The 24,731-nt window shown below is 58.6% G+C and carries 17 protein-coding genes; 8 read left to right on the top strand and 9 right to left on the bottom strand.

Annotation, left to right across the window (positions count from 1 at the left end; genetic code table 11):
- The first annotated feature begins 146 nt into the window (after positions 1-146).
- Positions 147-4,697, top strand: coding sequence for a dermonecrotic toxin domain-containing protein (locus tag F8N96_RS24525; RefSeq protein WP_150800000.1), 4,551 nt, complete (start codon positions 147-149; stop codon positions 4,695-4,697).
- A 27-nt stretch (positions 4,698-4,724) separates the two neighbouring features.
- On the opposite strand, the gene F8N96_RS24520 is transcribed toward F8N96_RS24525, so the two are convergent.
- On the bottom strand, positions 4,725-6,275 hold the full coding sequence (locus tag F8N96_RS24520; protein WP_150799999.1) for a PLP-dependent aminotransferase family protein: 1,551 nt from the start codon (positions 6,273-6,275) through the stop codon (positions 4,725-4,727).
- Between the two features lie 90 nt (positions 6,276-6,365).
- Between F8N96_RS24520 and F8N96_RS24515 the strand changes: the two genes are divergently transcribed.
- The 3 genes from F8N96_RS24515 to F8N96_RS24505 are packed head-to-tail and all read left to right on the top strand — an operon-like array spanning position 6,366 to position 8,133.
- Entirely contained in the window at positions 6,366-6,989 is a 624-nt protein-coding gene (locus F8N96_RS24515; protein WP_150799998.1) for an FMN-binding negative transcriptional regulator, read from the top strand.
- 9 nt (positions 6,990-6,998) lie between these two features.
- The gene (locus F8N96_RS24510) at positions 6,999-7,445 is read left to right on the top strand and encodes a GNAT family N-acetyltransferase (RefSeq protein WP_150799997.1); all 447 of its coding nucleotides are present in this window, start codon (positions 6,999-7,001) and stop codon (positions 7,443-7,445) included.
- Between the two features lie 16 nt (positions 7,446-7,461).
- Positions 7,462-8,133 carry a GNAT family N-acetyltransferase gene (locus F8N96_RS24505; protein WP_150799996.1) on the top strand — a complete coding sequence of 224 codons (672 nt, stop codon included), beginning with the start codon at positions 7,462-7,464 and terminating at the stop codon, positions 8,131-8,133.
- A gap of 21 nt (positions 8,134-8,154) precedes the next feature.
- Here F8N96_RS24505 and F8N96_RS24500 read toward each other — a convergent pair whose 3' ends face one another.
- The 4 genes from F8N96_RS24500 to F8N96_RS24485 all read right to left on the bottom strand — a co-directional run bounded on the left by F8N96_RS24500 (position 8,155) and on the right by F8N96_RS24485 (position 13,353).
- Positions 8,155-8,487, bottom strand: a complete 333-nt coding sequence (locus F8N96_RS24500) for a helix-turn-helix domain-containing protein (protein ID WP_150799995.1) — start codon at positions 8,485-8,487, stop codon at positions 8,155-8,157.
- Positions 8,484-9,836: a HipA domain-containing protein gene (locus tag F8N96_RS24495; RefSeq protein ID WP_150799994.1), complete on the bottom strand. Its 1,353-nt coding sequence runs from the start codon at positions 9,834-9,836 to the stop codon at positions 8,484-8,486. Before F8N96_RS24495 ends, F8N96_RS24500 begins: the two co-directional genes overlap by 4 nt.
- A gap of 281 nt (positions 9,837-10,117) precedes the next feature.
- Complete coding sequence (gene oadA / locus F8N96_RS24490) at positions 10,118-11,926, bottom strand: sodium-extruding oxaloacetate decarboxylase subunit alpha (protein ID WP_150799993.1); 1,809 nt, start codon at positions 11,924-11,926, stop codon at positions 10,118-10,120.
- Between the two features lie 11 nt (positions 11,927-11,937).
- Positions 11,938-13,353: an acetyl-CoA carboxylase biotin carboxylase subunit gene (locus tag F8N96_RS24485; protein WP_150799992.1), complete on the bottom strand. Its 1,416-nt coding sequence runs from the start codon at positions 13,351-13,353 to the stop codon at positions 11,938-11,940.
- Between the two features lie 189 nt (positions 13,354-13,542).
- Here F8N96_RS24485 and F8N96_RS24480 point away from each other — a divergent pair, with 189 nt between their 5' ends.
- Positions 13,543-14,505: a LysR family transcriptional regulator gene (locus F8N96_RS24480; protein WP_150799991.1), complete on the top strand. Its 963-nt coding sequence runs from the start codon at positions 13,543-13,545 to the stop codon at positions 14,503-14,505.
- Here F8N96_RS24480 and F8N96_RS24475 read toward each other — a convergent pair.
- From F8N96_RS24475 to F8N96_RS24465, 3 genes are all read right to left on the bottom strand, one after another.
- The gene (locus F8N96_RS24475) at positions 14,447-14,659 is read right to left on the bottom strand and encodes a PA3496 family putative envelope integrity protein (RefSeq protein WP_150799990.1); all 213 of its coding nucleotides are present in this window, start codon (positions 14,657-14,659) and stop codon (positions 14,447-14,449) included. The genes F8N96_RS24480 and F8N96_RS24475 overlap by 59 nt on opposite strands.
- A 234-nt stretch (positions 14,660-14,893) precedes the next feature.
- On the bottom strand, positions 14,894-15,760 hold the full coding sequence (hexR, locus tag F8N96_RS24470) for a transcriptional regulator HexR (RefSeq protein WP_150799989.1): 867 nt from the start codon (positions 15,758-15,760) through the stop codon (positions 14,894-14,896).
- A gap of 135 nt (positions 15,761-15,895) precedes the next feature.
- The gene (locus F8N96_RS24465) at positions 15,896-18,769 is read right to left on the bottom strand and encodes an EAL domain-containing protein (RefSeq protein ID WP_150799988.1); all 2,874 of its coding nucleotides are present in this window, start codon (positions 18,767-18,769) and stop codon (positions 15,896-15,898) included.
- 259 nt (positions 18,770-19,028) lie between these two features.
- Between F8N96_RS24465 and uvrD the strand changes: the two genes are divergently transcribed.
- The 3 genes from uvrD (at position 19,029) to F8N96_RS24450 (ending at position 22,940) form a co-directional block, all read left to right on the top strand.
- Positions 19,029-21,212 carry a DNA helicase II gene (gene uvrD / locus F8N96_RS24460; protein ID WP_150799987.1) on the top strand — a complete coding sequence of 728 codons (2,184 nt, stop codon included), beginning with the start codon at positions 19,029-19,031 and terminating at the stop codon, positions 21,210-21,212.
- A 298-nt stretch (positions 21,213-21,510) separates the two neighbouring features.
- Positions 21,511-22,383: a Tim44 domain-containing protein gene (locus tag F8N96_RS24455; protein WP_064680494.1), complete on the top strand. Its 873-nt coding sequence runs from the start codon at positions 21,511-21,513 to the stop codon at positions 22,381-22,383.
- Between the two features lie 149 nt (positions 22,384-22,532).
- A complete protein-coding gene (locus tag F8N96_RS24450; protein ID WP_008156656.1) occupies positions 22,533-22,940 on the top strand; it encodes an SMI1/KNR4 family protein in 408 nt (135 codons plus the stop codon).
- 23 nt (positions 22,941-22,963) lie between these two features.
- Here F8N96_RS24450 and F8N96_RS24445 read toward each other — a convergent pair whose 3' ends face one another.
- The gene (locus tag F8N96_RS24445; protein WP_150799986.1) at positions 22,964-24,727 is read right to left on the bottom strand and encodes a cation:proton antiporter; all 1,764 of its coding nucleotides are present in this window, start codon (positions 24,725-24,727) and stop codon (positions 22,964-22,966) included.
- Positions 24,728-24,731: the final 4 nt, after the last annotated feature.

The raw sequence follows: 24,731 nt of genomic DNA, 5'->3' as shown, positions 1-24,731 counted from the left end.
AACCTTGCTATATGAAGACTGCGCTTCAGCAATTTTTTCGCCTGCGGTAATTAGTTACCGCCCCCCTTCAATCGCAACCCTCTACCTTCGATGCCATCGTCAGGATTGACGCGTTCGTCCTGATCCCTGAATCGAAGGAAACAACCATGACAGACGCTATCGACAGCGGCAAAACCGAACCTCTGGTGGAAAAAAGCGACCTGGTCAATCAGACCAGCCATGGCCCCACACTGAATGAGGTCGCCTCGCACTTGCTGCGCCAAATGCTGAAAGAACAATACCCCGACCTGGACATCGACCCCGACAAAGCAGTCGTCGGCAGCCCGCAATGGCAAGTGATCGACGATGAGGTTCAGAGCGGGCCGATCCGTTACGAATCGCTGACGCATGCGCTGGTTAGTCACGGGCTCAACGGAACGACTGTAGACTGTATCGAAGGGGAACACTTCCTGACGCTTGAGCCGCAGGCAGACGACCCGGTCCAACTCGCGGTCAGCATTGAGGAAGTCGCCCTGACGCTCAATGAAGCGATCGCCTTGTTGTTCATAGAATTCCAGGACCGCCAGCTGAGTTTCTGGAATCAAAAAGTGCATGAACTTCCACGCTGGCAAACACTTTCCAACTCACTGCGAAAAGCGCTCAATGTAAACCGGGTGAAAGGTTGGGATGCGGACGAGTGCACCATGGCCCGGGAAGTCTTCGCCGCCCCGGCCAGAACTTCGCGCAAAAGTACCAATACCGACTTTTCGGACATTCAGGCGTGTCTGATCGATATCGACGTCGTTGAAAATGAAATACCCAGGCATCTTCTGGTCGGCGGAGCACTGGTGATCAAGGCAACTTACCGCCAGCGCCAGCTTATCGTCCTGTACACGATCGAGCGAGGCTACGAGTCGTTCGATTCGTTGGAAAACCTCGGAAGCACCCTACCGGGGCGGCTCGACCAGTTGCCGACAGGGGCCGCACTGGAATGGCGATTATTCGAGCCCGATGGCAACGTTTTCGATCATATGGCCTGGGCATTGGTATCATCGCAAATAGACAGCATCGATCAACTCAGACAGGCCGAGGCGTACATTGAAGTACCAAAGCCCGGAAAGGGGCTGGATACCCTCGATCAATCACGTTTCAAACAACTGGACGCGGCAATTCCTGACTGGTTGCGCAATGCACCCGCCAACGACATGGATGACTATCGTCGTTACATCACCGCCCTTGGGAAACTGTACCGCAAGGCCAAGTACAGGATCGCCAGAACCGAAATACCCTCCATCAGTCAATTTGCTCACCAATCGATGCGTGACGCGATCATCGCCGATAAAAGCGCAGTGGGTACCGCAGCGCCGCCGTGGGACGACTTGCAAATCAATATAACCAATAGCTTTACCGTCGATAATTTCACCTTGCCCAACCCTCTCGACCAGCACATTGAAACCATGGCCGAGTTCGCACTGGAGAACGACGCGCCTTACAGGGCGACACTATCGTTCAAAAATGGTGCGCAGGTTCCTGACTGGCTGACGCCGCAATTGCTCACCCGCATAGCGGCCAAGGTGGACGTCGGCGGTGCCTACCCGGCACTGGTCAAGAAAACGCTGATCGATGACCCGGTCACATCCCGACGTCAGGCCCACTTCTATCGTGATCAACTACGCTGGCTGTTACCGCTCAAGGCACTGGAAGAGAAGATCAAACAAGAGTCTGGAGTGACCGAGCAAGGCTATCAATACATTTGCAAATGGATGAATACCGCCCCTGGCCCTGCCAACCCCATCGCTATCTACCCCCTGACGCTGAAGCCGCAACACCGTTTGATCAGCGCCAGCGACACCGTGACCAATATGTTCATTATCAGCCCTCGGGACGATACCAAGGGGGCCTGTCTGCTTTATCGGCCGATGCAGGATGTACCGTTGATGCAGTTTCCCTCGCGGCAGAATCTGCTCTACGCCTTGCACCAGCCCGGAGATCTGCGCGACTCGGTACTTGCCTGGCTTGCAACCAAAACCCTGAGCTTTGAATACTCCCAGTACGTTTTTCCGGTGGGGCTGCCGTCTCCATGGTTGGCAGCTGAACAGCTGGTCAACCCTTTCCTCAGGGCCGAGCAGTTCGGGCGAGTGGTATTGGAAACCCGGGAAATGACCGGGGATACCCACACCGCACTGTTCAGAAAAAATGCCCAGGCGCTGGTCACCCTTGCGGACCGCCAATCACAATCGAATGCCGAACGGCGCTGGACACTGCTCAAAGACAGCAGCTGGGCATTATTCAGCGTCGCGACCAACTTCCTCAGTGGTGCCGTCGGCACCGCGGTGTGGGCCTGGCAGGTTATCGAACAAATCCAACAAGCCCTTGATGCCCATGAAAAAGGCGACAGCTTCAACCAGTGGCGATCCGAGGCGGACATCCTGTTATCGCTGGGCATAATGCTCAGCCATCACGCGGTGATGCGGCGCAAGACGCTATTGAGCAAGCCCGGTATCGCCCGCGAGTCGCTGACAGAGCATGAGGCCCCAGCCCCTGCGACCATTGCTGTCACGCTCGACATGACCGTCCATTCAGGCGAGCTCCCCTCGACACATGATTCTCAAGTGGCCGCACCCGGGTCAGTCCCCCGGCGCTCACCAGCAGAACTTGAGGCCTATCTGGACGCTTTCAACGTCACTCCGCCCGGCCTTGATACCGAGGATGCGAGCAAGGACAGCGCTATTCCAAGGCATTTACATCATTTTGATCATAAAACCTATGCCAAAGTCGGCAAACGCTGGTTCATCGTCAGTGTTACCGGGGATGACCAGGTGCAAATCGTCGATCCCGATAACCCGGCAAAATATGGCCCATTGCTTGCCAGTGATAATGACGGACGATGGGTGCTTGATCTGCGCTGGCGATTGAAAGGCGGCGGGCCGAAACATCGACGTAAAACGCTACAAGATTCGAATCAACGTCGCAGAATAGAACTGAAAGAAGCACGAGACCTGTTTCAGAAAAAGAAGGCCGGGCCGCAGGATCCGGACATCGAAGGCAGCGAAGAGCAGAAAAAGAACGCCGTCGCCAAGGCTCAGGCAGAATTTTCCGCGGCCACGGCAGAGACCCGTGATCGATTGTCAGCCGTGTTCGTGGAAAAAACGGATGAGATGATCGCAGCTTACCGCCAAGCTTTGGAGCAACTAAGGGAATGGCATGCACTGGGTGGCGGGTCGAGCTACATCTCCGAATCGTTGCGCATGCATACTGAGTTAGAGAAATATCATTCGCTCTGGTTCTTCGTAAAAAAAAGAGAGTATGTCCGGTTGACCCGCGCTTGGCGGTCTGAAGTCACGATAGCTAAATCGTCAAGGGAAGCCCATGTAAACCAAGTACAGCAAGCGACAGATTTGAGCCAGGCGATGGTTGAAAGACTTGTGCTTTCACGAGAAGAACTCGACACAATGGATGCGCTCGGAATGCCAGGCGTTAAGCAAGCGATTCTCCTTCGAAAGCTGGCGCCTTCTTTCACCGAATGGGAAATCAGAGCCAACGAAATCGGCATCGCTCAGGAGCTTTGCCTGGAAGAACAGGCTAGCGCGACTATGACGCAGGCTCGTGATGACGTCGGCAATCTGACCGTGAGGGGGGCCACTGCCGCTCACCGGATTTCAAAGTACCTGAAGAAAACACCAGACGATCTCAACCCACAACAGCAGATTGAGGAATTGAGTCAGTTAATCGAAACCTTTGCCGATGTCGCTCAGCGGTTTCGGGAACTGCCAGAAATATACCCGGGCCATTTAAAGCAAGCGAGTGTTGACCACCTGCTTGAGCTCATTGACGGATTCGCGAAAAACGCTGAAAAGCTGCGCTCGTCCTTGCTGGAAAAAGAACAACAGGCCAAGTCGAAAGAATCTGCCGGACCGTCGAAGCAGGCAGCGATGCGCTCAAAGACCCAGATCAAGGTAAAAAAGACCAGACCACGTCAACAGACCAGCAGTGAAACGCCATCCAGTATCGAAGAATCTCTTGGGGTACTGACTCTGGAACATACTGCAAAGTCATCTTCGCTATCGGACGACGCGGACATCGTCTCGAACGGTTTCGACCTGGTAGATGACGTGCCTCGTTTTATCGAACACACCCGAAAAGACGCCTATCGACCTTCGCGTATCCCTGCGGACATGCAGGAGATATTCGATCAACAAGCCAGCAAACTTAAGCAAAGCGCGGACAGCGTGAAGGAAGTTTTGACGCGCACGAAGCAATATCCGGTGGCCGGTTTACCTCGGGATTTGCTTACAGCAGCAGAGACTCTGCGCGAGTCGGGCAAAAGCGTGCGCGCCAGCCTCTACAAATTGAGGAAGCCCACTCAGTCCATATTCAAATGGATGCATGACAATGCTCAGATCGATTTGCGTCGAGACCAAGGCCGAATCAAGACTAAACAGCTGGGCGACTATTTTCAGGAGTACCGGATTCTCGACAGGACCAATAAGGATCGGGAACTCTGGGTCGCTCATTTCCATTACCCGACCCTGAAAAGTCCTCAAGATTTTCCCACTGCCGCGCACCTGAAGATCTCGGAAACCTATTTGAAAACGCTTACCGAGGAGCAACAAAAAACATTCGCCACAGTCGAGCCCATTGATGGGGTTTTACGCAAGATCGACGACCCGGCGTTACGAAAGCTGTTTTTTGACTTGGAGCCTGCAGCCGAAAACTGACTGCAACCCTGATGGGCGGTACAAGACTCAGGTGCGCCAGATCCTGTCCAGACGCCGAAGTGCTTCGATGATGGCGACTTCCGGCACCGCCGCAAAACCCAGGACCAGCCCGGCGCGCTGGTCCTGCGGTTGTTGCGAGTCCGGTAACCAGTAGCTGCTCAGGGCATTGATCTCGACATCGACGCTGGCCGCCTTTTCAATCAGCGCTTGCTCGCGGGCTGCAGACTCGACCGCAACCGTCAAGTGCAGCCCTGCCGCGACACTCGGCAGACTGCCGATACCGGGGATACCCTGAGGCCAACCGGACAGCAATGTATTGCGTCGGCTCAGCGCAGCACGCCGCATACGCCGAATGTGTCGCTGGAAATGCCCGGCGGCCATGAACTCGGCCATCACTGCCTGAGTACTGACCTCGGAATGCCGTACATCCACCGCACGACGCTGGGAGAACGCGTCCACCAATGCGGGTGGCAACACCAGATAACCCAGGCGCAATGCCGGGAAGGCGACCTTGCCGAAGGTCCCGACGTACAGCACCCGCCCCTGCCGATCGAGTGCCGCCAAGGGGGACAATGGCGCGCCGCTGTAACGGTACTCGCCATCGTAGTCATCCTCCACGATCCAACCCTCCGTTCGCTCGGCCCAGGCCAACAGCTCCAGGCGCCGCGCCAGACTCATGACCACACCGGTCGGGTACTGGTGCGACGGCGTGACGTAAGCCAGACGACAATTGCCGAGCCTCGCCAATTCGCGACAATTGATACCATCACTGTCCACCGCTACACCGTGCAAATGCGCACCGGCCACTGCGAATGCATGCCCCGCCGCGCGATACCCCGGATTCTCGATCGCCACCCCGTCGCCCGGCTCTACCAGCAGCTGTGCACAAAGGCTGATCCCCTGCTGCGCGCCACTGGTGATCACTATTTGCTCAGCCGTGCATTGCATGCCCCGCGAACTGCGCAGGTACGCCGAAATCAGGCCGCGCAAGCGCCCATCGCCTGCCGGGTCCCCGTAACAGAGTTGCTGCAAGTCCGGTTTACGCCAGAAAGCCGCGTTCAGCTTGGCCCACACCTCGAACGGAAACAGATCAAAGGCCGGAACGCCGACCCGAAAAGCCCGTGGCGGACCGCTCGGCGGCGTTGGTAAATGATTCCTTTCTACCCTCTCCAAAGCACCACTGTGGATAACTTTACTGGATGAAACCACAGGTAAATCCAGACGATTTGTGGATAAGGCTGTGGGTAAGCCTGTTGACAACCCTGTGGATACTTTTGTGGATAGTTTTTTCGTCGGCAGCATCGCTTGAGGCAGTTGTGCAACATAAGTTCCGTCGCCAACACGCCCTTCGATAAAGCCCTCGGCGTAGAGCTGATCATAGGCCCGCACCACGCTGTTGCGGGAAATCGCCAGTGCCGCCGCCAGATCGCGACTGGCCGGTAATCGCGTGCCACTGGCCAGTCTGCCGTCGAGCACGCGCACCCGTAGTGCCTGATACAACTGCCGGCTCAAGCCCTGACGGCGATCGAGTTCGATACCCGCAGGATTGAACGACAAGGACAGTGATTCGCTGGTCATGGTAATGGACCTATTAAATTGGTCATTAATGGCTCTTACAACAGACCAATAGCCTGCCTAGGATGAACACATTCGCCAAGGAAAATCACCATGTACACGCCAAGCAACTTTGCCATCAACGATTTGCATGAATTGCAGCAGCAGATACTCGGCACCCGCCTTGCCGTGCTGGTGACCCATGGGGAGCAAGGCCTGCAAGCCAGTCATCTGCCACTGCTGCTTCGCCCCGACCAAGGCTCGAACGGCACCCTCTACGGCCACTTCGCCCGGGCCAATCCGCAATGGAAAGCATTGCAGGACGGCGCTCAAGCGCTGGTGGTTTTTGCCGGTGCCGAGGCTTACGTCAGCCCGGGGTTCTACCCGAGCAAAGCGGAACACGGCAAGGTCGTGCCGACCTGGAACTACGTCGCCGTGCACGCTTATGGAACGGCCGAGGTTTTCACCGACGCCGATCGCCTGCATAACCTGGTCAGCGCTCTGACGGATCGTCATGAAGCAGGTCGCAACAATCCGTGGAAGGTCGCGGATGCGCCCGCGGAGTACATTGACGCAATGCTCAAGGCCATCGTCGGTTTTGCCTTGCCGATCCAGCGCCTGGAAGGTCAGCGCAAACTCAGCCAGAACCGCAGCACCGCAGATATCGCCGGTGTGCGCGAGGGGCTCGCCGCCAGCCCCGATGTGCATGACCAGGCCCTCGCCCACTTGATGCGTTAAGGAATGAACATGAGTCAGATCGAGATTCGCCAGGTCAGCGCCGACGACCATGCTGCCTGGTTGCCGTTGTGGCAGGCCTATCTGCGTTTCTATAACACCGAACTGCCCGAGGCCGTCACCCACAGCACCTGGCAGCGCCTGCTCGACCCTGGCGAACCGACCCACTCGGCGCTGGCCTGGACCGGTGGTCAAGCGGTAGGGATGGTGAATTTCATCTACCATCGTTCGAACTGGAGCATCGAAAATTCCTGCTACCTGCAGGACTTGCTGGTAACGCCGCAAACCCGCGGCACCGGCGTCGGCCGCAAGCTGATCGAATACGTGTACGCCACAGCCAGGGAGGACGGTTGCTGCAAGGTCCACTGGCTGACCCACGAAACCAACGCCACCGCGATCCAGCTTTACGAGCGCATCGCCGAACGGCCTGGTTTCATCCAGTTTCGCAAAGCCATTTAAGGTTCAGGAGCACAGCATGACGACTTCACTCGCGGACTGGAAAGGCGTCCCGGCACCGACGGTTCAAACGATCGAAGGGCGCTTCATCCGCTTGGAAAAACTTGACCCGGCACGCCACGGCGACGGTTTGTGGAATGCCCTGGAAGGCCCGGGCGCCGATCCGAAGCTTTGGGACTATTTGCCTTACGGGCCGTTCGCGCAGCGCAGCACTTTCAATGACTGGCTGAATAATCATGCGGCCAACAGCGACCCATACTTCTTCAGCGTGATCGACCGCGCCAGCGGCGAGGTGCAAGGCATCCTCAGCCTGATGTCGATCGTCCCTTCCCAAGGCCGTATCGAGATCGGCCACGTGACGTTCGGTGCGCCGATGCAGCGTTCGCCAAAAAGCACCGAGGCGGTTTATTTGCTGGCCAAGGCCTCCTTTGACCTGGGCTACCGGCGCCTGGAGTGGAAATGCAACAACGGCAACGCCCGCTCCAAGTACGCGGCTGAGCGGTTGGGATTCAGTTTTGAAGGGGTGTTCCGCCAGCACATGGTAGTCAAGGGGCAGAACCGGGATACCGCGTGGTATTCGATTCTGGACTCGGAATGGCCCGCGATTGCTGCGGGGTTTGAGCGGTGGCTGTCCGATGAGAACCAGACGGAGTCGGGGCAGGTGAAAACCCTGGCCGAGTGCCGCGATTAAGGATTAAACAGCAAAAGATCTTCAACGCACTGCTGCATCCAGCTTACCGCCATCGCGAGCAAGGGACGGTGCAGTATCAGCTCTAACGCGACGAATCCGCACCACTCCCATCTTCAGACCAAACGGTCTGAATACTGCATTCAGCGATTTCAGCGTCTGGTTCCCTTCTCCATGCTCGATGTGCACCAGTGTGCGTACTGAAATCTTGCACATCTTCGCGAACTGGGTCTGATGCAGGCCGGTGACTTCTACTCGTAATTGACGTACCGCGTCGCTAATCTCAAGAGTGCCTTGAGCCAGCGCTTCCTGGATGCTTTCGATGAGCACAGTACGCTCGGCGACGGTCATGCTCATTGCAGGTTCCACTCTTTCAAACGATGTTCCAGGTTTTTCAATGCGATTTGCGGGTGATTCATCGTCACCTCGGGCAAGCCGCTGGTAGCGAGAATGTCGGGGAGTGCCAAGAAACGCTTCGCATCCTCTCGCAGTCGCTCAAAAGAATCTTGCGAATCGTTCAATGCTGCCAGTGGATCATCCGGATCACTAATATCGGCCAACGCACGGCACACCCCATGCCAATCAACTTCACCCGCTCGTTCCAGATCTATTGGCCACTTGGTGGTGCGTGTCACACCTTCATCGTCCATTACCATCGGCGCCAAGTCATAGATCGGTGCCAGACGGAACGATGAAGCTTCACGAATGATTGCGGTATTGCGTCCATGGTTATCCGAGTTGCCAAGGATTTTGTTGAGCAAATCCCGACGCAGGTAGTCAGCAACCAGGTCCGGGATCTGATTCGCTTGCCCTGCATCCCGCCAGAGTCCGGCAAGCATTCGAATAACGTCCATATGGTTCATCCGGCTACCGGGCGTGGTTATGTCCGCTAGCGAGTACATTGACTCAACGGCAAAACGCTCGACGCCATGTGAAGTCACCTGACGATCGAAACGCTGCATCCATAAGCTAGGCTTGGTCGCTTCTTCCAATGCCAAACCTCGTGCCCCCACCGTCTCGATCCCTAGCGCTTGTAGCGCCTTGTAGTAGTGGTATTCGCTTCTAAGAATGTCCTGATCAGTCTTATTCCCTTTATTGCGAGCGAATTTTACAAACCAGTGCTGGGTGACGTCTGCGTCATCCAATACCGCATCGGGGTATAGAAGTCCGTCCTTGGCCTCAGCCAGCAAGAGCTTTGGCGCCTCGCCACCTGCCCCTGTTGCACCGCCAATTGCAGCACCCTGCTCATAGGCATACTCGAGAAATCTATTGTCGCGAGCAATGACGTCGAGTCGCTTAAAACCCATCGGCTTACGTTGGTCCACTGCCTCGGCAGACTCTCTTATCCGCATGTTGCCAATGGGTGCAGGAGTGCTTCTGGACAGTAGGTAGAGGTCGACACTAACGTCATCGGGCTTGTCACGCCCTATGTGTGCCAGAAGAAATTTCTTGGCAGCGCCGGCAGGTGCAATGTCATGAAGAAACGCGGGGGCACTGGATCGCCTACCCTCCCAGTCCAATGGAAACCTGGCACTCACTGCTTTGGCAAAAGGCGTCCCAATACCCTCAATGTTTTCGATGAGATAGGGGGTTTCGTAGCCGAAGTTGCATCGACTCTCGAATCCTTTTTCAGGACTGTCGAAGCTAAAGATCATGGCGTCTTGCCAGTTCCCTGCCGTGAAGACCTGTAAAGTCAGGTTATACATGCCATCTCACCTGCATCTAAATGCATTTAGGAGAGGTTATCTCAAGTGGTGGATGCAATATAGTGCATTTGTTATCGCCGTTGCCTGCCCATTCACGCAATAAAATGCAGATTAAAGCTTATCTTCCAACTAAACCTGCAAAATAATGCAGATGATCAGCGGAAAAAGATTGTGAGTGGCGAGGAGAGCACAGCGGTGCAGGTTGCTCTGGCGCTATGCTCCAAAAAAAAGGGGAGCACATGCCCCCCCGAGGTTTAAAGCGTTGAATCGAGGCTGTTAACTCAGCCTTCGATCTCGATCAGGATTTCGCCCGGGTTCACCCGGTCGCCCTTGACCACATGGATGGCGGTGACTTTACCGGCGATGGCTGCCTGGACTTCGGTTTCCATCTTCATCGCTTCGGTGATCAATACGGCCTGACCGGCTTTGACGGTATCGCCTTCCTTGACCAGCACGTCGACGATGTTGCCCGGCATGGTGGTGCTGACGTGGCCCGGTGCAGTGGCTTGCTTGCGCTTGCTGCTGCCGCCGCTGACGAATTCGTTGAGCGGTTCGAACACCACTTCTTCCGGCATGCCGTCGATGGACAGGTAGAAGTGACGCTTGCCTTCCGCCTTGACGCCAACGCCGGTGATATCTACGCGGTAGGTTTCGCCGTGGACGTCGATGACGAACTCAGTCGGTACGCCTTCGCCACCGGCCGAGGTCACGCCGCCCGCTTCCGGAATCGGCAACAGCACTTCAGGCGTCAGGGTCCCGGCAGCGCGTTCTTCGAGGAATTTGCGGCCGATGTCCGGGAACATGGCGTAGGTCAGCACGTCTTCTTCAGACTTGGCCACGGCGCCGATTTCGGCACGCAGCTTGGTCATTTCCGGCTTGAGCAGGTCGGCTGGACGGACGTCGATCACCTCTTCGCTGCCGATCGCCTGGCGACGCAGTTGTTCGTTCACGGTGCCCGGCGCTTTGCCGTAGCCGCCTTGCAGGTAAAGCTTCACTTCGTTGGTGATGGTCTTGTAGCGCTCGCCGGCCAGCACGTTGAAGAACGCCTGGGTACCGACGATCTGCGAAGTCGGGGTCACCAGCGGCGGGAAGCCGAGGTCTTCGCGAACCCGCGGGATCTCCGCCAGCACTTCGCTCATGCGGTTCAAGGCACCCTGCTCTTTCAACTGGTTGGCCAGGTTGGAGATCATCCCGCCCGGTACCTGGTTGACTTGAACGCGGGTGTCGACAGCGGTGAACTCGCTTTCGAACTGGTGGTACTTCTTGCGCACGGCATAGAAGTACAGACCGATCTCTTGCAACAGCTCAAGGTTCAGGCCGGTGTCGAACTCGCTGCCTTTAAGGGCGGCGACCATCGACTCGGTGCCTGGGTGGCTGGTGCCCGAGGCAAAGCTGGAGATCGCGGTGTCGATGTGGTCGGCACCGTTTTCGATGGCCTTGAGTTGGCACATCGTTGCCAGGCCAGCCGTATCGTGGGAGTGAATAAACACGGGCAGCGACTGTTCGCTTTTCAGCGCCTTGACCAATTCGCCAGTGGCGTACGGGGTCAGCAGACCGGCCATGTCCTTGATTGCCACCGAGTCGCAACCCATGGCTTCCATTTGCCTGGCCTGGGCCACGAACGCGTCGATGGTGTGCACCGGGCTGGTGGTGTAGGCGATGGTGCCCTGGGCGTGTTTGCCAGCCGCTTTTACCGCTTCGATGGCGGTACGCAGGTTACGTACGTCGTTCATGGCATCGAAGATGCGGAACACGTCGATGCCGTTGACCGCCGCCTTGGCGACGAAGGCTTTGACCACGTCGTCGCTGTAGTGGCGGTAGCCCAGCAGGTTCTGGCCACGCAGGAGCATCTGCAGGCGAGTGTTAGGCAATGCGGCGCGCAGTTGGCGCAGGCGCTCCCACGGATCTTCCTTGAGGAAGCGCACGCAGGCGTCGAACGTCGCGCCGCCCCAGCACTCGAGCGACCAGTAGCCGACTTTGTCGAGCTTGTCGCAGATCGGCAGCATGTCTTCGGTGCGCATGCGGGTGGCGAGCAGCGATTGGTGGGCGTCGCGCAGGATTGTGTCGGTAACGTAGATTTTCTTGGTCATTGGAATATTCCTCACAGGCCTGCGTGGGCGGCGATGGCGGCGGCGATGGCCAGGGCCAGCTCTTCGGGTTTGCGCTTGATCGAGTAGTTGGTCAGTTCAGGGTGGCTTTCAACGAAGCTGGTGTTGAACTGACCGCTACGGAATTCCGGGTTACGCAGGATTTCCTGGTAGTACGCGGCGGTGGTCTTGACCCCTTGCAGACGCATGTCGTCGAGGGCACGCAAGCCACGGTCCATCGCCTCTTCCCACGTCAGCGCCCAGACCACCAGTTTCAGGCACATGGAGTCGTAGAACGGTGGAATGGTGTAGCCGGTGTAGATCGCCGTGTCGGTGCGCACGCCGGGACCGCCGGGGGCGTAGTACCGGGTGATCTTGCCGAAGCTGGGCAGGAAGTTGTTTTTCGGGTCTTCGGCGTTGATCCGGAATTGCAGCGCGAAACCGCGGTGCTGGATGTCTTCCTGTTTCACCGAAAGCGGCAGACCTGAGGCGATGCGGATCTGCTCGCGGACGATGTCGATGCCGGTGATTTCTTCGGTGATGGTGTGTTCCACCTGCACCCGGGTGTTCATCTCCATGAAGTACACCTCGCCTTCGGCGAGCAGGAACTCCACGGTGCCGGCGTTCTCGTAACCCACGGCCTTGGCTGCACGCACCGACAGGTCGCCGATGTAGGCACGCTGTTCCGGGGTCAGCTGCGGGCTCGGGGCGATTTCGATGAGCTTCTGGTTGCGGCGCTGGATCGAGCAGTCACGCTCGAACAGATGCACCACGTTGCCAAAGCTGTCGCCAAGGATCTGCGCTTCGATGTGTTTCGGATTGACGATGCATTTTTCCAGGAACACTTCCGCCGAACCGAACGCCTTGGTGGCTTCGGAAATCACGCGGGGGAACGCCTGTTCGAGTTCTTCGCGGCTGTTGCAGCGACGAATGCCGCGACCGCCACCACCGGAAGTGGCTTTGAGCATCACCGGGTAACCGATGCGATCGCCTTCGACAAGGGCTTCTTCGATGCCCGAAACGTTGCCTTCAGTGCCCGGGGTGACCGGCACGCCGGCCTTGATCATGCTGCGGCGAGCTTCGGTCTTGTCGCCCATGCGGCGAATCACTTCTGCCGAGGGGCCAATGAATTTGATGCCGCGTTCGGCGCAGATGTCCGCCAGCTCGGCATTTTCCGAAAGGAAACCGTAGCCTGGGTGCAGGGCATCGCAGCCGGTTTCCACAGCCAGGTTCACCAGCTTGCGCGGGTTCAGGTAGCCGGCCAGCGGATCGGCACCGATGCTGTGAGCCTCATCCGCGCGCTTTACATGCAAGGCATGACGGTCGGCGTCGGAATAGACCGCGACCGAGCGAATGCCCATCTCGGCGCAGGCACGCACGATTCGTACGGCAATCTCACCACGGTTGGCGATCAGGATCTTTTTTATCACTTGGAGGTTCCCTTGAGCCGGTGGTACCCACGACCTGCTAGACCAGGTCGACGCGTGACCAAATGTTTCAATTTAGTCGCAGCCCCACACTAGCCCCCACAAGGGATAAACAAAAATGATTAATTATTGGGTCATGCATAAGTAAAGACTTATAGTTGGCGTACCAGCCTCCGACAGAGACCTTAAATTATGCGTAAGTCATTGATGCGTTTGACATTGCGTCAATTACAGATTTTCAACGAAGTCTGTGATTTGAGGTCCTATAGCCGCGCAGCCGAGGAAATGTCGCTCACGCAACCTGCCGTCAGCCTGCAGATTCGTCAACTCGAGGAGCTGATCGGTCAACCTTTGTTTGATTACGTCGGCAAAAAACTCTACATGACCGAAGCCGCTGAAGCGCTTCAGCGCGCCAGCCGGGACATTTTCGGCCGCCTGGAAAACCTCGATATGCAACTCTCGGACATGCAGGGTTCGCTGCAGGGCCAGCTGAAACTGGCGGTGGAATCCAGCGCCAAGTATTTCGTGCCTCATCTGTTTGCTGCGTTCAAACACCAGCATCCCGAGGTGAACCTGCAACTGACAGTGGTCAACCGTGGGCAGGTGATTCGACGTCTTTCCGATAATCGCGATGACCTGGTGATCATGTCCATGGTCCCGCAGGATATGGGACTGGAATTCCTGCCGTTCCTCAACAACCCGATCGTCGCCGTGGCGCCACCGGATCATCCGCTTTGTCACATGGGCCCTTTACGCTTGCAGGATCTCGAGCCTTACACACTATTGCTGCGCGAGAATGGCTCCGGGACGCGGCTGGCCTGCGAAGAGTATTTCAAGGAGAAACGTGTGCACTTCAACCAGACCCAGGAAGTCTCGTCCGCCGAAGCACAACGCGAATGTGTATTGGCGGGTCTGGGCGTAGCGCTGTTGACGCGCCACGCCCTGAACCTTGAGTTGGCGACCGGCGGCCTGATCGAATTGCCGGTCGAAGAGCTGCCGCTGTATCGCAGCTGGTGCCTGGTACAGGCCAAGGCCAAACGGCTGTCGCCGGTGGCGCACGCATTCCTTGCGTTTATACGTAGCGAGCGGCTGCAGATCAGCGCCCTGGTTGAGCGTTTCGACGGGAAGCTGCGGGAGCTGCCTGCCAGAAGTTGAGCTCCAGTTCGTGGGGAAAGTCGCCGATCTCGGCCAGCAGTTGGCGGCGTTCGCAGCGATCTTCGATGGCGCGGCGAAATTCCATGCGGCGCTGGTCTTCTTGCTGGCGACGGGTTCTGACGGCGCTGTTGCGTTCTTCGTAGGGCTGGGCCATTTCGAGTCTCCCAAGGCGATGACGGGAGTTACAGGATGGGCTTGGGGGATGACGGTTTGGCGGCGAGTCGGTTACAGGCAGATGAAAGTTGTCGCTTTTGGGGACGCCTTCGCGGGCAAGCCCGCTCCCACAGGTTCCGTGGCGCACCTCTTTGAGCATCACCGGAAATCAATTGTGGGAGCGAGCCTGCTCGCGAATAAGGTCGGAACGACCTTCAGCGGTTTCAGACCAGCATCAATCGTCGAGGGCTTTCACCGACTTGGGCGACAACCGCAGGCTGCGCAGGCTGCGCTTGACGCTCTTGAGATGGTTGACCAGGCTCGGCCCACGCGCCATGGCCACACCCATCGCCAATACGTCGATCACCACCAGGTGGGCAATACGCGACGTCAGCGGTGTATAGATTTCAGTGTCTTCGTGCACATCGATCGCCAGATTGACCGTCGACAGCTCAGCCAAGGGTGTCTGGCTCGGGCACAGGGTGATCAGCGAGGCGCCGCTTTCGCGCACCAGGTTGGCAGTGATCAACAGGTCCTTGGAGCGCCCGGACTGGGAAATGCAGATCGCCACGTCGGTGGGCTTCAGGGTGACTGCCGACATCGCCTGCATGTGCGGGTCGGAATACGCCGCAGCGGTCAGCAGCAGGCGGAAAAACTTGTGCTGGGCATCCGCCGCCACCGCACCCGATGCCCCAAAGCCGTAGAACTCCACCCGCTGGGCCTGAGACATGAACGTCACGGCCCGCTGCAACTCCACCGGGTCAAGCCGCTCGCGAACCTCCATCAGGGTGTGCAGGGTGGTGTCGAAGATCTTCAGGCTGTAGTCAGCAACCGAATCGTCTTCATGGATCGCGAATTGCCCGAAGCTCGCACCCGCCGCAAGGCTCTGCGCCAGCTTCAGTTTCAGATCCTGGAACCCGGAGCACCCGATGGCGCGGCAGAACCGCACGATCGTCGGCTCGCTGATACCCACGCTGTGGGCCAGGTCGGCCATGGAACTGTGCATCACCGCCGCCGGGTCAAGCAGGACGTGGTCGGCGACCTTGAGCTCCGACTTGCGTAACAGGTGGCGTGACTGGGCAATATGTTGCAGCAGATTCAAAAGGGTCGACTCTTTGTTATCGGCAGATGCCGGGGATGTAGCAAGCTTGTAGTTATACTACAAGAATCGGCCTTTTGCCTGCTCAATGCGTAACTCGATGTCCCCATTTCACGCCCTGTGCGCTCCATGTAGCCCTTACAAGTGTTTCGCGTCCGCACGCAGCAGTTGCAACAAGGCATCGGCCTCGACGGGCCGACTGACCAGATAGCCCTGCACTTCATCGCAGCGCTCGGCCTTCAAGAACTCTAGCTGCTCCGGCCGCTCCACCCCTTCGGCCACTACTTTTAGTGACAATCCATGAGCCATGGCGATGATTGCCCGGGTAATCGCCGCATCCACTGTGCCCTCCCCCAGACCGCGGATAAACGCTTGATCGATCTTCACGTAATCCACCGGGATGCGTTTGAGGTAGCTCAGGGACGAATAACCGGTACCAAAATCGTCAATCGCCAGTTTTACCCCAAGATTTCGCAGCTGCCGGAAAGTGGCGATGATGTGCTCGACACTGTCCAGCAAATGACTTTCGGTGAGCTCCAGTTCCAGGTTGTGCGGCGCCAGGCCGGTTTCTTCCAGCACCTGACGCACCAGACTGACCAATTTGCCATGACGCAGTTGATGCACCGACAGGTTGACCGACACTCGAATCGGCGCAAGCCCCTGACGTTGCCACTCGCAGGCTTGCCAGCAGGCCTGTCGCAACACGAATTCGCCAATAGGGCCAATCAGGCCCGTTTCCTCGGCCAGGCCAATGAAATCCCCCGGCGGCACGCTACCCATGGTCGGATGATCCCAGCGCACCAGCGCCTCGGCAGCGTTCAACCGGCCCGTGGCGAGGCACAGCTTGGGTTGGTAGAACACCTTCAATTGCCGTTCTTCGATGGCCTTGCGCAGCTGATTTTCCAGCTGCAAGCGCTCCAGCGTGCTGGCTTGCAGACTGTCGGTGTAGAACTGGAAATTATTGCCGCCCAAGTGCTTGGCATGCTGCATGGCGATGTTCGCCTGACTGACCAGCGCGGAAATTTCCCTGGCATTGTCCGGCAACATACTGATGCCCATTGAAGCGCTCACCACCAATTCGTGCCCCTCGACGGTCAGCGGCAAACGCAACTTGGCCGACAAGCGCGTCGCCACTCGCGCCAGGCTCGACAGGTTGCCGTAGGCATTGAACAACACGGCGAACTCATCGCCGGACAAACGCGCGATGGTGTCCGCCTCCGGCAGCGCGTTGACCAGGCGCCGGGCCATCTTCTGCAATAGCTGATCGGCGATTTCATGACCCAGGCTGTCGTTGAGCAGTTTGAAACGATCCAGGTTGATGTGCAGCAACGCCAGACTGCGGTAGCCGCCCTGACGCACCCGTTGCTGAGCCTCGCTCAGCCGCTCATGGAACAACGAACGGTTCGCCAGGCCTGTGAGCTCGTCGTGATGAGTCAGGAAGCGCATGCGCTCTTCGGATTCGCGGCGCGCCGACAGATCGGCGAAGAAGCCCACGATATGACTTACATTTCCCCGAGCATCGCGTACAGCATTCAGTTGCAGCCATTGCGGATACAGCTCGCCGTTCTTGCGGGTTTCCACCAGCTCGCCTTGCCAGGTACCGTGTTGCTCCAGCGCCTGATGGATCGTCGCATAATGCCGGCGGGCATCACGACTGCAAGGCAAGTCGACCACGTTGCGCCCGAGCATGTCCTCGATGGCATAGCCGGTGACTCGACTGAACGCCTGATTGACGGCGATCAGCGCGTAGTTCGGGTCGAAAATCACGATGCCTTCGCTGGCCGCCTCGAACACGGTCGCGGCCAATTGCCGCTGCACTTCCAGGCTTTTGCTGACGCTGATGTCGCGGCGGGTGCCGACCATGCGGATTACCCGGCCGTTGGCACTGCGCTCGACCGCTCGACCACGGTCCTCGATCCACACCCAATGGCCATCGACATGGCGCACACGGTACTCAACCTGATAATCCTCGCTGCGGCCTTTCAAATGCTCGACCAGCGCGCGCTTGAGCGACGGCAAGTCATCGGGATGAAGGCGCGGCTTGAGGTGGCGCAGCATCGCCGTGACAAACTCCGGCTCCAGGCCGAACAGCTCCTGGAGCTGGGTGTGGTGGACTTCATCGGTATGCAGGTTCCAGTCCCACAAACCCAGCTCACTGGCCTTCAACGCCAGCGCCAGTCGCGCTTCACTCTTGCTCAAGGCCTGGTTGGCGGCGTCCAGCTCCAGGCTGCGCTGGGCGACGCGGCTTTCCAGCCCGGTCTGAATCGCACGCAGTTCCTCTTCGGCTCGACGGCGCTGGTCGATTTCCTTTGCGAGCTGGTGATTGAGCCGGTCGCTGCCGCTTCGAGCCTGCTGCAAGTGCTCGATCAGTGCCTGATTCTGGAAGCGCCGCAACAGTCCGCTATCGATCAGCCGGTTGACCTGCCAGGCGACCACGCTCAATGCGCCCAGCAGAATCAGGCCGAACCAGCCCCACCCCTGTCCCTGCTCGTCGCCGCCCCAGAACAGATAGCCGATGGCCGGCAACAGGCAAGGCAAGGTAAAGGACAGGAAGGCGGGCAGGCTGACCGCGTAGGCAACGCTGGCCGAGAGCGCAGCAGCGCCGATCAGGCCGAACACCCAGGCTTGCTGTATGAAGTTGTCGGCGGGGACCAGCGCAATGCCGGCACCGGCCAGGGTCAGGCCGGTCAGGGCCGAACCCAGCAAAAACATGCGGCGCCAGATCGGGTGGGCCTGGCGGTTGGGTATCGCTGAATCGAAGGCCGCGACCTGAATCACCCGCAACGCCACCAACGACAACAACCACACCAGCCAGACGCTGACCAGGAAGTAGCGCTGCGGACTCCAGAGCAACCAGGCGCAGACCAGGCCATTGATCAACATGAACAGCGTGGGCAGTAATGAGCCTTGATACAGCAGGCGCGTGCGCTCGACCGCCATTTCCATGGCGTACTGTTTGCGGATAACCCGAGGCTCCACCGCGGGGCCCGACAGGTCGGAGCTGAGGGTCATAGGTAAAATTCTTGTTCTTATAATGATGAGCATGAGCCCGAAACGTGGATGGAGCATACACAAGCAACTGCCCGGACCACACTGCCCCGGATCATAAAACAGGTAAAAATATCCGCTGCTTTTCCCGCGGTAAAAGCGCCCGGGCGAGTCCCGCCAACGCTTGCAGCCGCTGACCGACCGGTCGTCCCGGGCATGACTTTCATCGCCTGAAGCAAAGCGGGGTTTGCCCGGTGTGGCGCCGCCCCCTAGAATGCCCCCCATGCGCGATGATCTCTCCCTTCTGCTGAACTCCCTCAACGATGCCCAACGCCAGGCCGTAGCTGCCCGCGTGGGTCGTCAGTTGGTCCTGGCCGGTGCTGGTTCCGGTAAAACCCGAGTGCTGGTGCACCGTATCGCCTGGTTGATCCAGGTCGAAAACGCCTCGCCCCACTCGATCCTGTCGGTAACCTTCACCAACAAGGCCGCTGCCGAGATGCGCCATCGCATCGAGCAGCTGATGGGTATCAACCCGGCCGGCATGTGGGTCGGCACCTTCCACGGCCTGGCGCACCGCTTGCTGCGGGCGCATTGGCAGGAAGCCGGCCTGAGCCAGACTTTCCAGATACTCGACAGCGACGACCAGCAGCGGCTGGTCAAGCGGGTGATCCGCGAGCTGGGCCTGGACGAGCAACGCTGGCCGGCCCGCCAGGCCCAGTGGTTCATCAACGGGCAGAAAGACGAAGGTCTGCGCCCGCAACACATTCAGGCCAGCGGCGACTTGTTCCTGGCCACCATGCGCAGCATTTATGAAGCCTATGAGGCCGCGTGCCTGCGCGCTGGCGTCATCGACTTTTCCGAACTGTTGCTGCGCGCCCTCGACCTGTGGCGCGATCACCCGGGCTTGCTCGCGCATTATCAAAAGCGCTTCCGACACATTCTGGTGGACGAGTTCCAGGACACCAACGCCGTGCAGTACGCCTGGTTGCGTCTGCTGGCCAAGGGCGGCGACAGCCTGATGGTGGTCGGCGACGACGATCAGTCCATCTACGGCTGGCGCGGCGCGAAAATCGAGAACATTTATCAGTATTCGGACGATTTTCCGGATGCCGAGACCATTCGTCTTGAGCAGAACTACCGCTCTACCGCCGGGATCCTCAAGGCTGCCAACGCGCTGATCGCCAATAACACAGGGCGCATGGGCAAGGAATTGTGGACCGACGGCGGCGAAGGCGAAGCGATCAATCTGTATGCCGCGTTCAACGAGCATGATGAAGCGCGTTATGTGGTGGAAACCATCGAAAGTGCGCTGAAAACCGGCCTGGCGCGCAGCGATATCGCAATTCTGTACCGCTCCAACGCCCAATCGCGCGTTTTGGAAGAAGCCTTGTTGCGCGAGCGCATTCCCTATCGCATCTATGGCGGCCAGCGCTTCTTCGAACGGGCTGAAATCAAGAACGCCATGGCTTACCTGCGCCTGCTGGAAGGCCGTGGCAACGATGCGGCGCTGGAGCGGGTGATCAACGTTCCGGCCCGTGGCATCGGCGAGAAAACCGTCGAAGCCATCCGCGACCATGCCCGTCACAGCGACGTGTCGATGTGGGAAGCCATGCGACTGCTGGTCGCCAATAAAGGCCTGACCGGGCGCGCTGCCGGCGCTCTCGGGGCTTTTATCGAGCTGATCGAGAACCTCGCGGCCAAATGCATGGAGATGCCCCTGCACCTGATGACCCAGACCGTCATCGAGCAGTCGGGGCTGATCGCTTACCACGAAGCGGAAAAAGGCGAGAAAGGCCAGGCTCGGGTAGAAAACCTTGAGGAACTGGTCAGCGCCGCGCGCAACTTCGAAAACGCGGAAGAAGACGAAGACCTGTCGCCACTGGCGGCGTTCCTCGGTCATGCGTCGCTGGAGGCCGGGGATACTCAGGCCGACGAGCACGAAGACAGCATTCAACTGATGACCCTGCACAGCGCCAAAGGCCTGGAATTTCCTTACGTGTTCCTGGTGGGCATGGAAGAAGGTCTGTTCCCGCACAAGATGAGCCTGGAAGAACCCGGCCGTCTCGAGGAAGAGCGCCGCCTGGCCTATGTCGGCATCACCCGGGCGATGCAGAACCTGGTGATGACCTATGCCGAAACCCGCCGCCTGTACGGCAGCGAGACCTACAACAAAGTGTCGCGTTTCGTACGGGAAGTACCGAAAGGTCTGATCCAGGAAGTGCGCCTGTCCAACAGCGTCAGCCGTCCGTTCGGTGGCGGCCAGCAGCAGAGCGCCAGCAGCCTGTTTGGCGGCAGCGAGATCCCGGACACCGGGTTCAGTCTGGGCCAGGCGGTACGCCATTCAGTATTCGGCGACGGCGTGATCCTGAACTTCGAAGGTGCCGGGGCTCAGGCCCGGGTCCAGGTGAATTTCAGCGAAGGCAGCAAGTGGCTGATGCTCGGCTACGCCAAGCTGGAAGCGATCTGACACCCGCACTCGGCTTACTGTAGGAGCGAGCTTGCTCGCGAAGGTCGTCAACGGTGACGCGTTCATTCTGGATGGATGCATTGTCCTGACGTTTTTCGCGAGCAAGCTCGCTCCTACAGAATTCATTCCTACCGAACCAAATCACAAATCCTACAGACCAAAGTGAACAGGTCTTATTGCGCTGATTGAAGCTGAACAAACTCTGCCAGGCAAAAGCCCGAAACAATCTGCCGCTAGCCAGCAACACTTCACCTGTGCAACATGGCGCGCGTGCCTTCCACAAATGGGAATTCCCTTTATGAAACGTTTTCTTAGCATCGCCATGGCGTTGTGCATCGGCCTGACGATGAGCCTCGACGCCAACGCCAAGCGCTTTGGTGGCGGCAAGAGCTCCGGCGCTGCGCCGACTCACCAGACCAGCCAAATGGCTCCTTCTTCTGCCGCGGGCGGTGCTGCCGCCACTGCGGGTGCCGCCGGTGCCGCTGGCGCTGCCGCCAAGGCCGGCGGTGCTTCGCGCTGGCTCGGTCCTCTGGCCGGCATCGCTGCCGGTGGCCTGCTGGCCTCCATGTTCATGGGTGGCGGTTTCGAAGGCATGCAGATCTTCGACATCCTGATCATGGCGGTCATCGCCTTCCTGGTCTTCCGTTTCATCGCCGCCCGTCGCCGCAAGCAGCAGGAGCACCTGGCTCCGGCTGGCGCGCCGATGCAGCGTGAAGCGTTCGAGCAGAAGCCAGCAGCCATGGGCTCGATCTTCGGCGGCTCGGCAGCCCCTGTCGCCGCTCGTCCGGTGATCAATGCCCCGGCCTGGTTCAATGAAAAGAACTTCATCGAAGCCGCGCGCAACCACTTCCAGTCCCTGCAACAGCACTGGGACGCCAACGAAATGGACAAGATCTCCGAGTTCGTGACCCCGCAACTGCTCGAGTTCCTCAAGCGCGAACGTGCCGAGCTGGGCGAAGGTTTCCAGTCCACTTACATCGATAACCTCAATGTGCAGCTGGATGGCGTGGATGATCGCGCCGACAAGACCATTGCCACCCTGACCTTCAGCGGTGTGTCGAAGAACTCGCGCTTCGACCAGGGCGAAGTGTTCAGCGAAAGCTGGAACATGGAGCGTCCGCAGGGCGAGAACCAGCCTTGGCTGGTCGCAGGTATCCGCCAGAACGGCTGAACCGACGCGCGTTAAACCTGTCGCAATGCTGTCCCTGTAAAAAAGCCCCGGCCTCGGCCGGGGTTTTTCTATTTCGCGGTTGCATCTATAGCGAGCTACTGTATAAACCGCCCCATATAAACCGCGCCAACAGCAAGAGGATCCCGGACGTGGAAGAAATCATCGAACAACTGCGTGAAGCCAACGAACCGGTACCGGTCCCCTTGGAGTTGCCCGACGAAGATCAACTGGTGGAAATCGAGGAACAACTGTTCATCGACATTCCGTTTGTCTTCAGAGAATTTTTACTGACCGTCAGCGACGTGGTCTACGGCAGCCTCGAGCCGGTGACTGTCACCGACCCGCAATCCCACACCTACCTGCCGGATGTTGCCGCCAACGCCTGGGATGCCGGCGTCGATCGCAGCATGATCCCGATCTGCCAGGACGGCGACAACTACTACCTGGTCGAAGAAGACGGCACCGTGGTGCTGTGGCTGGCCGAGGAAGAGTTGATTGCCGAAGAAACCTGGGAATCGGTATGGCACTGGGCGCGGGACGTCTGGCTGGAAAGCTGAGCCGTCCGACGCGCCCCCGGTGGTCAATGCCCCGGCGAATCCTTGTGGTTGTCCAGGGTTTCCAGCAAGGCCACCTGCATGCGCGTATGCACGCGGATGAACCAGCGCCAGAGTAGCGCCGCCACGGCGGCCGCGACGACGACTATCAGTACCAGCAACTTGTTGGTCGGCAGAATACTGGCCGACAAGGCTGCCAACAGCAGGAAGATCACCAGCAGCGAGAGAATCGGGATCACTTCGGCGATCACCCGACGCACTCGCTGTGTGTGGCGCCCGGCCATTTCCGGCTTCACCCCCATCTCCGCCAACAGCATCGACAGCGCCTTGAGCTTGCGATAGGCGGCGATCAGAAACGGCAGCGACAACAGCAGCGCCCCACCCCAGATCAACGCTTTTTGCCAGCTCGGGTCACTGATCCAGTCTTGCAGGTAAGCGGAAATGCGCTCGGCGAAGTACGCACCCGCGAAGAAGATCGCAATCACCAACGCCAGATTGACCCCCACCTGCAACAGGATCCGCCGAATCATCGACGCCAGCAGCGCGCCCTCGCCCTGAGGCTGGATGCTGCGCAACCATTCGCCGTACATGCCCAACACCCGACTCAGGCGTTGCGGCATCACCGTCGCCAGCTTGATCGACAAGGGGTCTGCCGCGCGGATCAAGTACGGCGTCATCAGCGTAGTGAGCACCGAAACCGCTACAGCCACTGGATAGAGGAAGTTGCTGGTGACCTGCAAGGTCATGCCCAGCGACGCGATGATGAAGGAAAATTCGCCAATTTGCGAAAGCCCCATCCCGACCCGCAGTGAGGTGCGTCCGTCGTTGCCGGCGATAAAAGCGCCGAGGCCGCAGGACAGCATCTTGCCCAACACCACGGCAACGGTGATGACCGCGATCGGCCAGGCGTATTGCAGCAGGATCATCGGATCCAGCATCAAGCCGATCGCGACAAAGAAGATCGCGCTGAACAGGTCGCGTACCGGCTCGATCAGGCGTTCGATCTTCAGCAACTGCCGGGATTCAGCCATGATTGCGCCGATCAGGAATGCCCCGAGCACCATGCTGTATTCAAGTTTGACCACCAGCAGGCAGAAGCCGAAGCACAGACCCAGCACGGTGATCAGCAGCATCTCGTTGCTGTCGAACTTGGCCACATAGGCCAGCAGTCGCGGGACCAGAAGGATGCCGATGACCAGCGCGACGATCATGAACAGCGAGAGCTTGCCGACCGTGGAAAAGACTTCACCGGAGCTGACCGTACCGCTGACGGCGATGCTCGACAACAAGGCGATGATGCCGATACCGAGAATATCTTCGACGATCAATACGCCGAAGATCAGCTGGGCAAAGCGCTCGTTCTTCATCTTCAGGTCATTGAGGGCCTTGACGATGATGGTGGTCGAGGAAATCGCCAGGATCGCGCCGAGGAACAGCGAGTCCATGGTGTTCCAGTCGAACCAGCGGCCAATCTCGTAGCCGATCCAGATCATCAGCACGATTTCCAGGAAGGCCGCGATGAACGCCGTGGCGCCCACCTTGAACAGCTTGCGCAGGCTGAACTCCAGCCCCAGGCAGAACATCAGGAAAATCACCCCGAGCTCGGCGAGGGTCTTGATGGTTTCTTCGTCGTGGATCAGGCCGAACGGCGGCGTGTGCGGGCCGATGATGAAGCCGGCGACGATATAACCGAGGACCACGGGCTGTTTGAATCGATGGAACAACACAGTCACCACACCCGCGACCAACATGATCACCGCCAGGTCCTGAATAAAACTGATGGCATGCATGGTG

The organism is Pseudomonas fluorescens (assembly GCF_902497855.1).
In the GTDB taxonomy this organism is placed as follows: domain Bacteria; phylum Pseudomonadota; class Gammaproteobacteria; order Pseudomonadales; family Pseudomonadaceae; genus Aquipseudomonas; species Aquipseudomonas fluorescens_BI.
The sequence above is the reverse complement of the archived record's forward strand: the minus strand, read 5'-3'. Positions and strand labels throughout refer to the sequence as shown.